Origin of the sequence: Coleofasciculus sp. G1-WW12-02 (genome assembly GCF_040219735.1) — a bacterium.
Lineage (GTDB): Bacteria > Cyanobacteriota > Cyanobacteriia > Cyanobacteriales > Coleofasciculaceae > Coleofasciculus.
Genome location: NZ_JAVJRX010000063.1, coordinates 1 through 14,635, shown reverse-complemented (window position 1 = coordinate 14,635; position 14,635 = coordinate 1). Strand labels below are relative to the sequence as shown.

The 14,635-nt window shown below is 45.0% G+C and carries 13 protein-coding genes and 2 pseudogenes; 11 read left to right on the top strand and 4 right to left on the bottom strand.

The features are described 5' to 3' along the window. Nucleotides 1–188 precede the first annotated feature (188 nt). Nucleotides 189–1,454, top strand: a complete 1,266-nt coding sequence (locus RID09_RS11355) for an IS701 family transposase (RefSeq protein ID WP_446336053.1) — start codon at nt 189–191, stop codon at nt 1,452–1,454. On the opposite strand, the gene RID09_RS11350 is transcribed toward RID09_RS11355, so the two are convergent. Beyond that, nucleotides 1,392–1,709 (bottom strand): hypothetical protein, encoded by a 318-nt coding sequence (locus RID09_RS11350; RefSeq protein ID WP_446336052.1) that lies wholly within the window; start codon nt 1,707–1,709, stop codon nt 1,392–1,394. The genes RID09_RS11355 and RID09_RS11350 overlap by 63 nt on opposite strands. Before the next feature lie 340 nt (nt 1,710–2,049). Next, entirely contained in the window at nt 2,050–2,226 is a 177-nt protein-coding gene (locus tag RID09_RS11345) for a hypothetical protein (RefSeq protein ID WP_446336051.1), read from the bottom strand. 47 nt (nt 2,227–2,273) lie between these two features. Here RID09_RS11345 and RID09_RS11340 point away from each other — a divergent pair, with 47 nt between their 5' ends. After that, nucleotides 2,274–3,386, top strand: a complete 1,113-nt coding sequence (locus tag RID09_RS11340) for an IS630 family transposase (protein WP_446336050.1) — start codon at nt 2,274–2,276, stop codon at nt 3,384–3,386. Nucleotides 3,387–3,390: 4 nt separating this feature from the next. Here RID09_RS11340 and RID09_RS11335 read toward each other — a convergent pair. Beyond that, nucleotides 3,391–3,834: pseudogene (locus RID09_RS11335) on the bottom strand (Uma2 family endonuclease); the annotation flags it as partial. Between the two features lie 389 nt (nt 3,835–4,223). Here RID09_RS11335 and RID09_RS11330 point away from each other — a divergent pair. From RID09_RS11330 to RID09_RS11290, 9 genes are all read left to right on the top strand, one after another. Further along, nucleotides 4,224–6,215, top strand: coding sequence for a phosphodiester glycosidase family protein (locus RID09_RS11330; protein WP_446336049.1), 1,992 nt, complete (start codon nt 4,224–4,226; stop codon nt 6,213–6,215). Nucleotides 6,216–6,719: 504 nt separating this feature from the next. After that, nucleotides 6,720–7,145 (top strand): phosphomannose isomerase type II C-terminal cupin domain, encoded by a 426-nt coding sequence (locus RID09_RS11325; protein ID WP_446336048.1) that lies wholly within the window; start codon nt 6,720–6,722, stop codon nt 7,143–7,145. A 193-nt stretch (nt 7,146–7,338) separates the two neighbouring features. Next, nucleotides 7,339–7,668 (top strand): HesB/IscA family protein, encoded by a 330-nt coding sequence (locus RID09_RS11320; protein WP_446336047.1) that lies wholly within the window; start codon nt 7,339–7,341, stop codon nt 7,666–7,668. Nucleotides 7,669–7,976: 308 nt separating this feature from the next. Then, a complete protein-coding gene (rpsL, locus tag RID09_RS11315) occupies nt 7,977–8,357 on the top strand; it encodes a 30S ribosomal protein S12 (protein WP_446336046.1) in 381 nt (126 codons plus the stop codon). Nucleotides 8,358–8,572: 215 nt separating this feature from the next. Beyond that, complete coding sequence (gene rpsG, locus RID09_RS11310; RefSeq protein ID WP_446336045.1) at nt 8,573–9,043, top strand: 30S ribosomal protein S7; 471 nt, start codon at nt 8,573–8,575, stop codon at nt 9,041–9,043. Between the two features lie 207 nt (nt 9,044–9,250). Continuing rightward, nucleotides 9,251–11,326: an elongation factor G gene (gene fusA, locus RID09_RS11305; RefSeq protein ID WP_446336044.1), complete on the top strand. Its 2,076-nt coding sequence runs from the start codon at nt 9,251–9,253 to the stop codon at nt 11,324–11,326. Nucleotides 11,327–11,349: 23 nt separating this feature from the next. Continuing rightward, nucleotides 11,350–12,579, top strand: coding sequence for an elongation factor Tu (tuf, locus tag RID09_RS11300; RefSeq protein WP_446336043.1), 1,230 nt, complete (start codon nt 11,350–11,352; stop codon nt 12,577–12,579). Nucleotides 12,580–12,801: 222 nt separating this feature from the next. Beyond that, nucleotides 12,802–13,119: a 30S ribosomal protein S10 gene (gene rpsJ, locus RID09_RS11295; protein ID WP_044208966.1), complete on the top strand. Its 318-nt coding sequence runs from the start codon at nt 12,802–12,804 to the stop codon at nt 13,117–13,119. A gap of 209 nt (nt 13,120–13,328) precedes the next feature. Then, entirely contained in the window at nt 13,329–13,976 is a 648-nt protein-coding gene (locus RID09_RS11290; RefSeq protein ID WP_446336042.1) for an LON peptidase substrate-binding domain-containing protein, read from the top strand. On the opposite strand, the pseudogene RID09_RS11285 reads toward RID09_RS11290, so the two are convergent. Beyond that, nucleotides 13,969–14,495, bottom strand: a pseudogene (locus tag RID09_RS11285) (RNA-guided endonuclease InsQ/TnpB family protein); the annotation flags it as partial. The gene RID09_RS11290 and the pseudogene RID09_RS11285 overlap by 8 nt on opposite strands. Nucleotides 14,496–14,635: the final 140 nt, after the last annotated feature.

Genomic DNA, 14,635 nt, shown 5'->3' with positions numbered 1-14,635 from the left:
TCCCAATCCAAAACCAGGTTACTGTATCCTTTTGTAAAATTCTTGTAAAATTCCAATAGCTCGGTAATTTCGGGTAATTCTCACTGACCAAATATCTTGATCGCGATTAATGGGACTTGAACGAAAAAAAGAACTAAAACAGGTTATAATGTATTTGTAGCAAGTCTTTCACGTTTTCTGGACTTGACATGAAAGAGACTCATCCAGCAGCGATGCCTAATTGCTTTGATAAATGGTGTCAAAGATTTGACCATTGCTTTAAAACCAAAGCCCAAAAAAGAGAATTTAGAAATTATTTAGGAGGATTGTTAGGAGAAAGTGAGAGGAAAAACCTATCTCAAATAGCCGAAAACAATATAAAAATAGTTTATAATCGGTTGCATCACTTCATAACAGAAGCGCCTTGGAAAGCGAGTGAAGTAAATGAAGTGCGTCTTTCAGTAATGAACAAATGTTCTCAAAGCCGAATTAGTAGAGGATTTGCGCTAATTGTCGATGATACAGGACACCGAAAAAGTGGAAACTTCACGGCGGGAGTAGGACGACAGTATATTGGAGAAATCGGAAAAACAGATAATGGTGTAGTTACAGTAACAACTCATTTGTATGATGGGAAAAAGAATTTACCATTAGATATAGAATTATATCAACCAGCCAGTTCGTTGCCAGAGGGAAAAGAAGACAAAGAATTTAAGAAAAAACCTGAACTGGCGATGGAGTTAATAGAAAAAACTTTATCGCGAGGATATCGACCAGGAATTGTCTTAATAGATTCCGGCTATGGAAACAATAAAGGTTTCTTGCAGCAATTAGAAGAAAAAAAGTTGAAGTATATCGGAGGTGTAGCGAAAAACCGGAAAGTGTACAGAAGACTTGAGCGTGAAAATTGTGAAGGTATTCGATTAGATGAAATAGCAAAAAGCTTACCATCAGAGGCTTTCAAGCCAGTAAATTTAAATCTAGATAAACCGAAAACCGTTTGGGTAGCAATAGTTGAGGCTCGTACAGGTCGTCAAGAACACTACAAAACATTTGCTATCGTCATGAATGCAAATTGTTTTGAAAAGGCGACAGATATTGACTATTTAATCACTAACGTAGAAAAGGAAAAAGTAACAGAAGAATGGGTCGCTAAAACTTATTCTCAAAGAAATTGGGTAGAGGTATTTTATAGAGAAGCGAAGGGCTGGTTAGGTCTAAAGGAATATCAAGTTCGAGTAAAAACCAGCTTAGAACGCCATTTTATATTAGTATTTTGTGCCTATAGCTTTATCTTGTGGCAGAAGTTAACAGGAGGACTCCGAAGGCAATGGGCAAATAAACCTTTGAGGAGTTTTACTGATGCTTTAGAAGCATTTCGTACAGCAATGTCAAGTGCTTTTATCGCTTGGTTAAACGAAAATAGGGACGTATTTGTCGCTTATAAAGCCAGTTTGGGCTTTATTTGGCGTTGATTTTTGTTTAAGTCCCGTTAATACATTTAAAGTGTAAAGAGGGATGAAAAGCCCCTGTCCTTGAGCAATTTGTTGTTTCGCCAGTTTCGCTGCTTCTACTAACTTATTTTGTGTTTTCCGAAAAGATTGCTCCCACTTTAATTCATCTTCAATATCAGCAATATAGTCCCGTAAATGTTCAATAATTCGCTCCTGCTGTGCATCAGGGAGAGATTCTAAAATTTTAATGACAGTGGCTATATTTTCCTTTGACATTTTTGAGTTAAACGGTACGAATTTAATGAAGATACTTAAATCATAACATTTTTCCCTGATTTAAGGACATTGAACAATTGATCAATGTAGAGTAATTCATCCACTCTCGGGGAAGCCTGTCACCAAGAAATTTAGCCCAGCAAAAGGTAATGTATCTCTATGCGATCGGGCTTGGGTTCTGTTTAAACCTGTTGTGCTTGCCCGCTTCATGGTCTCACGCGATCGCTAAAATCCTGCAACACTTTCCTGTAGCCGATGCGACTGATTCAACCTGTGCGATCGCGAATTCTATAGCTACAGGCGCACACATTTTCCCATGATAACAATATACCATAAAACATTAGTTTTGCAGCGCCTTTTGAAATGTTTTAATAGCATCTACATGATTCACCATATTGATGCAACGTAATAACAAATCTAGATCAATCCCTTTCACTTCCTCACTACTCTTAATCTGTTCATAGTCAAGTGTCTTCCCCTCTCCTCGCAGGTGATAAAGCTCTAAGCTGTTCGGCATTTAAATAGGGTATAATTAAAATAGGAAATCCGAAGAACAAAAAAAATATGCCAGCCAAAGATTATTTGAAACCCGCTCAAAAAGAAAAATTACAAATTGCTCTAAAAACCGAGAATAATGCAGATATTAGAGAAAGAATCCTAATACTATTATTGCTGAATGATAGCAAGACCCAACAAGAAATCGCCGAGTTTATTGGTTGCTCCCAAAACAAGGTGTGCTATTGGTGCGTTCATGGAGACCCAGATAACTTGGAAAGTCTCAGAGATAAAAGAATGTCAGGAAACCATCATAAAGCCACAGATAAATATATTGATGTTTTACTCGAAACAATCGAAAAAAGCCCCGAAGAGTTCGGATACGAATTTGGTCGATGGACAACCCAAAGATTGGCTAAATATTTAGAAGAAAAAACAGGAATCCAGTTAAGTGGCTCACAGGTTCGGAGGATATTAGAGAGAAAAAAGTACGCTTACCTTTGGACAAAGTATAGCTTGGAAGCGAAGAGAAACTCTCAAAAAAGAGAAGCATTTAAAGAAAAGATAGAGGCATATATAAAAATAGAGAAAGAGAGTCCAGAGCGTCTTCAGGTATGGTTTTGGGATGAAAGTGGATTTAGTTTAAGGGTAATTAGAAGAAAAGATTGGTGTAAAAAAGGAAAGCGAAAACGAGTTAGAGGAGACCGAAGAAAGGGAAGAGTCAATGTCATGGGGTGTATGCGTCATTCAGATAAGAAGAGATTTGTCGAATTTCTAGATACAAGCAATTCAGACAACTTTTACAAAGTCTTAAAAGGCTTCTATGAAGAGGCAATTAATGAATGGATAGAAGCGGGAAACAAAAGAGAAGACTTTGCCGAAAAGGGAGCCAAAATCGTTATTATATTAGACAACGCCAGCTTTCACAAAAAAGAAGAGTATATTAATAAAATTGAAGCTGAAATGCCAAATATTTATCTTGAATATTTACCTGAATATAGTCCAGATTATAACTTAATTGAATTAGTCTGGCATTCGGCTAAAGAATATATTGCTAATCGGCTGTTTGAATCCATTGAAGAGTTAGAATCTTTGTTAAATCAACTTTTAAATGAAGACAAGCTAGTTATTAACTGGGGGCGCAAACTGAAAAATAAGGGTAATGCTCTTATCACAGTTTAAATGCATGACAGCTTAACACCCCATCTTCCCAAAACCACACTTCCTTGATCTTCAGCCGCTTATAGATCTCCAACTTGTTGATACCGCCACTGGTAAACACCACCTCAATCGCCAGATCGAGATGGGTTCGACCCGGAGCCAGTTTATAGGATTCATCGGCTTCTCGCTTGACGGCGACTCCTTCACTTTCCAACGTCATTGAGCCAGTTGGAGTAAAGTCAAATCCTGCCATCAACAGGTAAAACTCCAACAATGCACCAATTCTTTCCTTAACAGTTTGGTGAGGTTCTCCAGGCATTCGTCGTATCTCCAAAACTCCATCTAAAAAAGAAAGTCGATATCCTGGGCGGTCTAACAATTGCTCAACGGCTTTGAACTCTCTCCAGGTCATTCCCTCAAACAAAAGGGGGGATTCATTTTTGGGTGTTGCGATCGTGGCTACAGTCATTTGAGTCTCCCGTTTTTTTTCGATTATAAATCAACTCAAAACTGGACAGGTCTGCCATCTACCCTTTATTTGAACTGACTATTTTAACTGACAAGCAAATTCCCAGGGAACCTTTGAGCCGAGATGGCTGTCAACAGCAAAACAGATTATGTAGAATTTAGCTTTAATTATTGAACTAATTTTCCTAATATACATACAATACAGAAATTAGTTTATCTGTACGTTTAAACGTCAATTCATCTCACGCTAAAGCCAAGATTATGACAAAGGGATTCTCACGGAATAAAGCCAAAATTGTGATTGGACTCTTAGCAATTTGCACTTCATGCCTAGGTTTAACCGCTAAACGTGTTAATTCTGCGAAATCCCTAGTAATAGAGAGTCTAACCATGGGGGAAATTCTGCAACGTTTAGTCGTTCAGTCAACCCTTGAACTCGATCGCGAATGGGTAGAAGCTGAAGCCGTGACTCCCTCGGCTTCTCCCTCACCTCAGACGCAAACTTTCGCTCAAACCCCGACTCAAGTCGTTGGCGGGGGGACAAAACTCTCCTTAAATGGTCGCATACTACCTCTTGCCTGGAAACAGTGGCAAGTTGGGGGAGTTATACGCACGGGTATCACTGATGTGGGAATCCAACAACTCTTCGGACTGGAATTGTTGAGTACCCGCAATTGGACACGACAACCTGTGCAGTGGTTCTCTAATCCCCTGAGTACGCCTCTAGTTCTGGTGGCTCACCATCGTGATGCTTATCGCTATTTAGATATTACAGAGTTTGCCCAACAGGTGGGATGGCAATTCCAAGCCCAAGGAGATACATTAGCGCTAACGTCTGCACCCGCACGATTAGACAGTATCCGGGAAGAGGCACACCCGTGGGGGTTTAGGATGATTCTTGATTTAGATCGTCCCACACCTTGGCAAGTGAGCAGAAGCCCCGGTGAAGGGGTGATTATATTAGAAGCGATCGCGAATCCGTCTGTGATTGAACAGTTTACCCCGCCTCCGCCTGTGGAAAATGAGGAAGATGAGGGAAATCACTCAACACTCAACACCCAACACTCAAAACTTAGTCAGGGCGGGTTTAGTCACATCCGGGTGAAGCAAGAAATGATAGTAGTAAAACCCGCCCCTACACACTCAACACTTAAAACGTTCCCCATTGAGGGGGATGAGAAAAACAATGCAGTGCCGGAGAATCAACCGATTATCCGCGTTGAAACGAATCAAACCCAAACCACTATCGGCGTTTCGATTCCAGATGGTCTACGGTTACACGTCTTTAGCTTACCCAACCCCAATCGCTTAGTCATCGAACTTCGACCGGATGCCATGGTGGAAAAAGATATTCTGTGGGCGCCGGGTATCTGGTGGCGTCAGCGGACTGTGACCCTGGGTGATACTCGATTTCCTTTGGTGTGGCTAGAGGTTGATCCCAAAAATCCCCAAGTCAACCTGAAACCGATTTGGAGTAATCCCACAACTCAAATGGGAACCGCCCCCCTGATCCAAACCGCCCAGTTGTGGCAAGCCTCAGCCGCCATCAATGGTGGCTTCTTTAACCGCAATAATCAATTACCATTAGGTGCGATCCGCCGGGATGGATATTGGTATTCTGGTCCCATTCTCAACCGAGGTGCGATCGCGTGGACGGATCAGCATCAATTCAAATTTGGACGTCTCAGCCTTCAGGAAACCTTAATCACTGCCAAGGGAGAACGTTTTCCGATTCTGTTCCTGAATAGCGGTTATGTGCAAGCCGGGATATCTCGCTATACTCCAGAGTGGGGCGCAATCTACACCCCGTTAACCGATAATGAAGTGATCTCGGTTGTGCAAAATAACCAGATTACGGCTCAATTACCCGGAGGTTTAGCGGGTAAGGAGTCGTTTCCTATTCCAGTTAATGGCTATCTTCTCATAGATAGAGGCAGTGATCCAAAAGTTGCGGTAAGTACTCTCACGATTGGCACACAAGTTCAGATTGAACAGAAAACCTTGCCGATTGAGTTTAATAATTATCCTCATATCCTCGGTGCTGGTCCGTTGTTACTGCAAAATCGCCAAATTGTGCTAGATGCCCAAGCTGAAAAGTTTAGTGATGCCTTTGCTCAACAAGCCGCCATTCGGAGTGCGATCGGGATCACGGCAAATGGCACACTAATTATTGCCGCCATGCACAATCGCCTCGGTGGTAGAGGTCCCAACTTAACCGAAACAGCACAGTTGATGCAGCAACTCGGAGCCGTTGATGCACTGAATCTCGATGGTGGGAGTTCCACTGGACTCTATTTAGGGGGTCATCTTCTGGATCGTTCTCCTTACACAGCCGCCCGGGTTCACAATGCTTTGGGACTCTTTCGACCCAATTTCCCCTAAGTAGGTTGCTGGAAATCAACTGAACCCTGTTAAGTTATGTAAAAATTTCTCAAATCCTTACAAATGACGAACACTAAGCTAGCTCTAACCTTTAACATCTTCTTCTTTATCTGCCAGAGCTTTTATCTAAAGTTTCGATAAAGCTCAAGTCTCTCAATGTGAAGACTTTCTACAATTTGACGTATCTATCCCCTAATGGGTGCAAAATCTAAGATGAATTTGCTAATCTTAACTGTAGTTGGCTTTTGTGTTGTTGATAACCGGGCAATAGCTAAATACCCGATTTAACCTTTTGATCACAATTAATGCCTGCGGGAGGCAGGCGGCTGCCTGTGGACGCTGAGTAAGACCAATAAAGGGCAACCTTTGGAGGCATCGGCGGATGAAGCGGGAAACCCTAAAGACGAATAAGACCGTCCTTGTTTTAAGAAGTTGGAGGTTCCCCAACTTCAGCGAAGCAAGTTGGGGTACTTCACTACCGTAACTATTTTCAGGAGAAATACTATGGTTCAGCAAGCAGTTCCTCAAGATTCGGCGATTACCCTGCCCAGATCGTTGACTGCCGAAGGCGCTGCCGCTACAGAACTAAGACCTTGGGGTTCATTTACTGTTCTGGAAGAGGGGCGAGGATACAAGATTAAGCGCATTGAGGTGAAGCCCGGTCATCGCCTCAGCCTGCAAATGCACTACCATCGTAGTGAACACTGGATTGTTGTCAGCGGCATGGCAAAGGTTATTTGCGGAGATAAGGAATTATTGATTCATCAAAATCAGTCCAGTTATGTGCCTCAAGGACATGCTCATCGCCTAGAAAATCCAGGTGTTATTCCGCTGGTATTAATAGAAGTGCAGAATGGCGAGTACCTTGGCGAAGATGACATTATTCGCTATGAAGATGACTATGCCCGCAACGAGTGTGACACAGAATAGGTGGGGTTGTCCGAAGTAGCTAGTACGGCTTCCAGGGAAGTCGAAGGTTAATATCGGTTTAGCTTGGTAAATTGGTGATTAATTATTACACTGTGCTGTACTAGCTTGACGCTAAATGAACTCCTCCCTAATACTAAGGGAGGAAATTTTTTTTGCCCCAAGTGACGACGATTTCTAAGCCAGGACAAAACCGATGATTACACTGAGTCAAGCGGCGACCAATGAAATAAGACGCCTCAAGACCAAGCGCCAGCAACAGCAAGCTCGATTACGCTTAGGCGCGAAGCCAGGGGGATGTGCTGATTTATACTATACTCTGGAGTTTGATGATGCCGTCAGAGCGAGCGATCGCGTCTATGACACTCAAGGTATCACTGTGGTCGTGGATGAAGTGAGCATCAAGTATTTAACCAACCTAACCTTGGATTATTCAGAAGATCTCATGGGTGGTGGGTTTCGCTTTTATAACCCCAATGCCATTGAAACCTGTGGCTGCGGAAACTCGTTTCGAGTCAAGGCGTGATCTAACTTTTCACGGTATATGGCGCTACGTGAGTATGAATTGTGTAGGGGCGGGTTTCACCACTATCTTTTCGGTTGCAACCCGATTTAACTAAACCCGCCCAGACGCTTCAAAAGCGCGTCTCTACAATAGTTTCTAGACTTCCCGTGAAAAGTCAAGGCGTGATCAATGCTCCTAGGTGTAAGGAGTAGCAAATGACGAATGACCAAGGACAAAGGACAAAAACATTGACATTGTTGCCCAAAAGTCAGTACAATCAGAATTTGTCAATACTTTAAACAATTAAGGAATTTTACGCGCCGTAACTCATGCCCACTATCCAGCAGCTTATTCGTAGCGAACGCGCCAAAATCAAGGCGAAAACCAAATCGCCTGCACTGAAACAATGTCCACAAAGGCGGGGTGTTTGCACCCGAGTCTACACGACAACCCCCAAAAAACCGAACTCAGCCCTGCGGAAAGTGGCAAGGGTACGCCTGACATCAGGTTTTGAAGTGACGGCGTATATTCCTGGAATTGGTCATAACCTTCAAGAACACTCGGTCGTGATGATTAGAGGAGGACGGGTTAAAGATTTACCCGGGGTTCGATATCATATTATTCGGGGAACCCTAGATACGGCAGGTGTGAAAGATCGCAAGCAGGGTCGTTCCAAGTACGGAACCAAGCGTCCTAAAGTAAGCAAATAGAGCTTTTTAAAGTCTGCCCACACCTGGTTCAACTTGCCCATAGCGGTTTAGGTGGGGTAAGCTGCCCTGGAAAATGGTAGATGATGTGGCTAGGTTTTTCTGGCTGGGTTTTTCTGGATTTTTCCAAGCAACCCTTAAACCTGGGGAAAAGAAAATCAATTCCCGGATAATTTGTTAAATTTGCCAACGGATTATGTATTTTGTAAAGGCTTACTATGTCTCGTCGTACAGTTGTTAAAAAGCGCCCTGTCCCCCCTGACCCGGTTTATAACAGCCGTTTGGTTAGTATGATCGTGCGCCGGATTATGCGTCATGGAAAAAAATCTCTGGCATCTGGAATTATCTATGACGCCTTCAAAATGATTGAAGAACGCACAGGTAACGAACCTCTAGAGGTATTTGAAAAAGCGATACGGAATGTCACCCCGTTAGTAGAAGTGAAAGCCCGTCGGGTTGGAGGGGCAACGTATCAAGTTCCCATGGAAGTCCGCTCAGAACGCGGAACAACATTAGCTATGCGCTGGCTGATTCAATTTTCCCGAAGTCGCTCAGGGAAAAGTATGTCGAGTAAATTGGCAAATGAGCTGATGGATGCGGCAAATGAAACCGGGAATGCCATTCGTAAACGGGAAGAAACCCATCGGATGGCAGATGCGAATAAAGCGTTTGCCCATTATCGCTACTAACTCAGTTAGACCGATGAATGACAGCACTCGCGAAGGCTAAAGGTTGATTCGGGGGGTTCCGTGAGGAATAACCAATAACCTAGCTGGCTGGCTTTTTGAGGAGCGAATAGGACAAAGGACAAACAACAAATCCCTAAAAAGTTAAACAAAGTATAGAATTGTAAAGAGATAGCAACGTGGAAACTTGCGGCGACGAAGGAGGTAGCTGTGGCACGTACCATCCCGCTTGAGAAAATACGCAATATCGGGATTGCAGCCCACATTGATGCGGGCAAGACAACAACAACCGAACGGATTCTGTTTTACTCAGGAATCGTTCATAAGATAGGCGAAGTCCATGAAGGGACAGCCGTGACGGACTGGATGGAGCAAGAGCGGGAACGGGGAATTACAATTACTGCTGCGGCCATCAGCACAAACTGGCTGGATCACCGGATTAACATCATTGATACACCGGGTCACGTAGACTTCACGATTGAAGTTGAGCGTTCGATGCGGGTTTTGGATGGTGTGATTGCTGTGTTCTGCTCAGTGGGAGGTGTCCAGCCCCAATCGGAAACTGTGTGGCGACAAGCGGATCGCTACCGGGTACCGAGGATTGCCTTTGTCAACAAGATGGATCGCACGGGTGCTAACTTCTTCAAAGTATACGAGCAACTCCGCGATCGCCTGCGTACCAATGCAGTTGCGATCCAAATTCCCATCGGCAGTGAAAATGATTTCCACGGTATTGTCGATCTTGTCCAAATGCGTGCCCGGATTTATAGCAATGACCTGGGTACGGATATGCAAGACACAGAAATTCCGGAAGATGTTCAAGAGCTAGCCCAAGAATACCGAGTCAAGCTCATCGAAGCCGTAGCCGAGACAGATGAAGCGCTCTTAGAAAAGTATCTGGCGGAAGAGGAACTCACCGAAGACGAAATTCGGTCTGCTTTGCGTAAAGGTACAATTGCGGGAACAATTGTCCCGGTGCTGTGTGGTTCAGCCTTCAAAAATAGAGGAGTACAACTACTCCTAGATGGAGTGGTGGACTATCTACCATCTCCCCCGGAAGTTCCGGCAATTCAGGGACTATTGCCCGATGGTACACCTGAAACCAGACCTGCAGACGATGAAGCTCCCCTAGCGGCGCTGGCATTTAAGATCATGTCAGACCCTTATGGTCGTTTAACCTTCATGCGGGTCTATTCGGGAGTTCTGCAAAAAGGCAGCTATATTCTCAACTCCACCAAAGATCAGAAGGAACGTATATCCCGTCTGATTATTTTGAAATCCAACGAACGGATTGAGGTCGATGAGCTACGGGCTGGCGATCTCGGTGCGGCGATTGGTCTCAAGCAAACGACAACGGGTGATACAATTTGTGGTGAAGAATCGCCAATTATTTTGGAATCGCTTTATATTCCAGAGCCGGTGATTTCGGTAGCCGTAGAACCCAAAACAAAACAGGATATGGAGAAGCTTTCCAAAGCCCTCCAAGCCTTATCGGAAGAAGATCCGACATTCCGGGTGAGTATCGATCAAGAAACCAATCAAACCGTGATAGCGGGAATGGGTGAACTCCACCTGGAAATTCTGGTGGATCGGATGCTGCGGGAGTTCAAAGTTGAAGCCAATGTGGGTGCCCCTCAGGTGGCTTACCGGGAAACAATTCGTAAATCCGTGCAAGCGGAAGGCAAGTTTATCCGTCAAAGTGGCGGTAAAGGCCAGTACGGTCATGTTGTCATTGAATTGGAGCCAGGTGAATCCGGTAGTGGGTTTGAATTTGTCTCCAAGATTGTTGGTGGTTCCGTACCGAAGGAATTTATTTCTCCGGCTGAGCAGGGTATGAAAGAAGCCTGCGAATCGGGTATCCTGGCTGGGTATCCTCTCATTGATGTCAAAGCCACATTAGTTGATGGCTCTTACCACGATGTTGATTCTTCGGAAATGGCATTCAAAATTGCCGGTTCAATGGCAATTCGACAAGCGGTGCTGAAGGCTTCACCCGTGCTACTAGAGCCTATGATGAAAGTGGAAGTTGAAGTGCCTGAAGACTTTCTCGGAGATGTCATGGGCGATCTCAACTCCCGCCGTGGTCAAATTGAAGGAATGGGTACCGAAGAAGGCATTGCTAAAGTTTCTGCTAAAGTTCCATTAGCCGAGATGTTTGGTTATGCTACGGATATCCGGTCTAAGACCCAAGGTCGAGGTATCTTCTCAATGGAGTTTAGCAACTACGATGAAGTGCCTCGTAACGTGGCTGAAGCTATCATTGCTAAGAGCAAAGGGAACGCATAACTAAGAAAAGGAAAACGTAATTCATGGCACGCGCAAAGTTTGAAAGGACTAAACCCCACGTCAACATTGGCACAATTGGTCACGTAGACCACGGCAAAACAACGCTGACGGCTGCCATTACCATGACTCTGGCTGCATCAGGTCAAGCAACCGCCAAGAAGTACGAAGAGATTGATGCGGCGCCAGAGGAAAAGGCGCGGGGGATTACCATTAACACGGCTCACGTTGAGTATGAAACGGCAAATCGCCACTATGCTCACGTTGATTGCCCGGGTCACGCCGATTATGTGAAAAACATGATCACGGGTGCGGCTCAAATGGATGGCGCCATCTTGGTGGTTTCAGCCGCTGACGGTCCAATGCCCCAAACTCGGGAACACATTCTCCTTGCCAAGCAGGTAGGCGTCCCCAACTTGGTGGTCTTTTTGAACAAGAAAGACATGGTGGATGACGAAGAACTACTGGAATTGGTGGAACTTGAAGTCCGCGAACTCCTCAGTGATTATGAATTCGATGGGGATAATATTCCCATCGTGGCAGGTTCGGCTTTAAAGGCACTCGACTCTCTCACAGCTAACCCAAGCCTTAAGAAGGGTGACGATGAGTGGGTTGATCAGATCTACGCGTTAATGGACGAGGTCGATGCTTACATTCCTACCCCAGAGCGGGATGTAGATAAGCCCTTCCTGATGGCAGTCGAAGACGTCTTCACCATTACCGGTCGGGGGACAGTAGCTACGGGTCGGATCGAGCGGGGTAAAGTCAAGATTGGTGACGAAGTTGAGTTAGTTGGACTCCGAGATACGGTCAAGAAAACCGTCACCGGCATTGAGATGTTTAAAAAGAGTCTCGATGAAGGGATGGCGGGTGACAACGCCGGAATTCTACTCCGAGGTGTTGAGAAGAAAGATATTGAGCGGGGAATGGTAATTGCCAAGCCCGGTTCGATCACTCCTCATACTCAGTTCGAGTCGGAAGTCTATGTACTCAAAAAAGAAGAAGGAGGTCGTCATACTCCATTCTTTTCCGGCTACCGCCCCCAGTTCTATGTTCGTACCACCGATGTGACGGGAACAATCAGTTCCTACACCGCTGATGATGGTAGCAATGTGGAAATGGTCATGCCGGGAGACCGAGTAAAAATGACCGTGGAGCTAATTAACCCGATCGCGATTGAACAAGGAATGCGCTTCGCCATTCGCGAAGGCGGTCGCACCATCGGTGCAGGTGTTGTCTCCAAGATCCTCAAGTAGCACTGTTCTGGCTCAAAAGAGTAGGAGCAGAGAACTGCATCAGCTTCTCTGCTCCTTACTATCTGTTTTGGAAGTCCGAAAGGTGGAAACTATCGCACTCAAAGTCAGGGCTGGTTTGGCAACTGAGGCTTTGGGAAAACCAATCCATATTAATCCCTAAACCTGCCCCTACACCCTCATCAAAATTCTTAATTATTTCAGAACCTAGACAACTCAAAAAAAATGGCAACGATTCAGCAGCAAAAAATTCGGATTCGCCTTAAAGCATTTGATCGGCGATTGCTGGACACTTCTTGCGAGAAGATTGTGGATACAGCAAATCGCACCAATGCTGCCGCCGTCGGTCCAATTCCCTTACCGACCAAACGTCGTATTTATTGTGTCTTGCGATCGCCCCACGTTGATAAAGATTCACGGGAACATTTTGAAACACGTACTCACCGACGTCTGATTGACATTTATCAACCGTCGTCCAAAACAATTGACGCCCTGATGAAACTTGATTTACCTGCTGGTGTGGATATTGAAGTGAAACTATAGGGTAGGAGGGTAGGATCACGCGGAGGGGAAAAGAGCGAAAGTATAAAGCGTAAGGATTTGGAAACCTGCGTTAGCGTAGCTTGGCAGACCTAAAATCTCCCTTGTTCCTGGAGCTTCTGAAGCTCCTCTGCTCCAATGCTTGCTTCTTGTCCCCAAAAAATCCGTTAAAGTAGGTAAAGAAGCGCAGTTACCCTTTTCCCCAAGGCACAATGGCATCCTCTTCCTCAATTGCTGTTAGAGAACTTCCTTTGTTTCCACTGCCAGAAGTGGTTCTATTTCCGGGACGACCCCTACCCCTACATATCTTTGAATTTCGCTATCGTATCCTGATGAACACGATTTTGGAGAGCGATCGGCGGTTTGGGGTATTAATGTGGGACCCGGTGCAAGGTCAACCCGCCGCCGTTGGCTGCTGCGCTGAAATTATACACTTCCAGCGTTTGCCCTTGCCCGATGATCGGATGAAAGTCTTAACCCTGGGTCAGCAACGATTTCGGGTTTTAGAATACGTCCGAGAAAAACCCTATCGCGTCGGGTTGGTGGAATGGATAGAGGATCAACCCTCCCAAAAAGACTTAAGAGAACTCTCCAAATCCGTTGAGCAATTGCTGCGAGATGTCGTCCATCTTTCTGCCAAGCTGACGGATCAGAAAATTGAGCTGCCTGAAGATTTGCCAGACCTTCCTTTAGAACTATCCTATTGGGTAGCGGGCAATCTTTACGGCGTCGCTTCGGAACAACAAGCTTTGCTAGAAATGCAGGATACAGCAGCCCGTTTGGAACGCGAAGCTGAAATACTCACCTCCACGCGCAATCATTTGGCAGCCCGTACAGTCCTTAAAGATGCCTTTAATTAGCCGTTACATAAGACTTACCCAAAGCTACCCACAAGTGGACATCCTTGACGCTTACTTCCTGCTTCATTCTGGAGGTGACGGCACTCAACCAGTCCACAGGCTCTCCCCACCTAACTGGCGGCTATCTCCAAATTAATGGAGGCATTGAAATCCCGGTCAATTTCCAACCCGCAGTTGTCACACCGAAAAACCCGCTCAGATAAGGGCATTGAGTCTTTTTCGGTGTGGCATCTTGAGCAGGTTTTGGTTGAGGGATACCATCGATCAACCACAATTAAGGTTGACCCGTACAACTGGCACTTGTACTCTAGTTGGCGTTTGAATTCCCCAAATCCCATGTCCTGAATAGCTTTCGCCAGTTTATGATTAGCCATCATGCCGGACACGTTCAGATTCTCTATTCCTATTCGGCTGTGGTTTTGGGCTAAATAGGACGTGAGAAGAGTGTAACGTATCTTTACGGATGTTAGCTATCTTTCGGTGCAAACGGGCTATCTTGACTTGGGAAGACTTCCAGTTCTGAAGGGGTGACAAGCAGCTCAAAAGCTTGGCAGGCAAAGCATTTCCCCCCTCAAGCCTCAAAAAGATGAGAGCTTATTGACAGGCTTATTGAGAACAAAAACGTGAATGAGAATGATAATCACCTGGGTGACACTCCA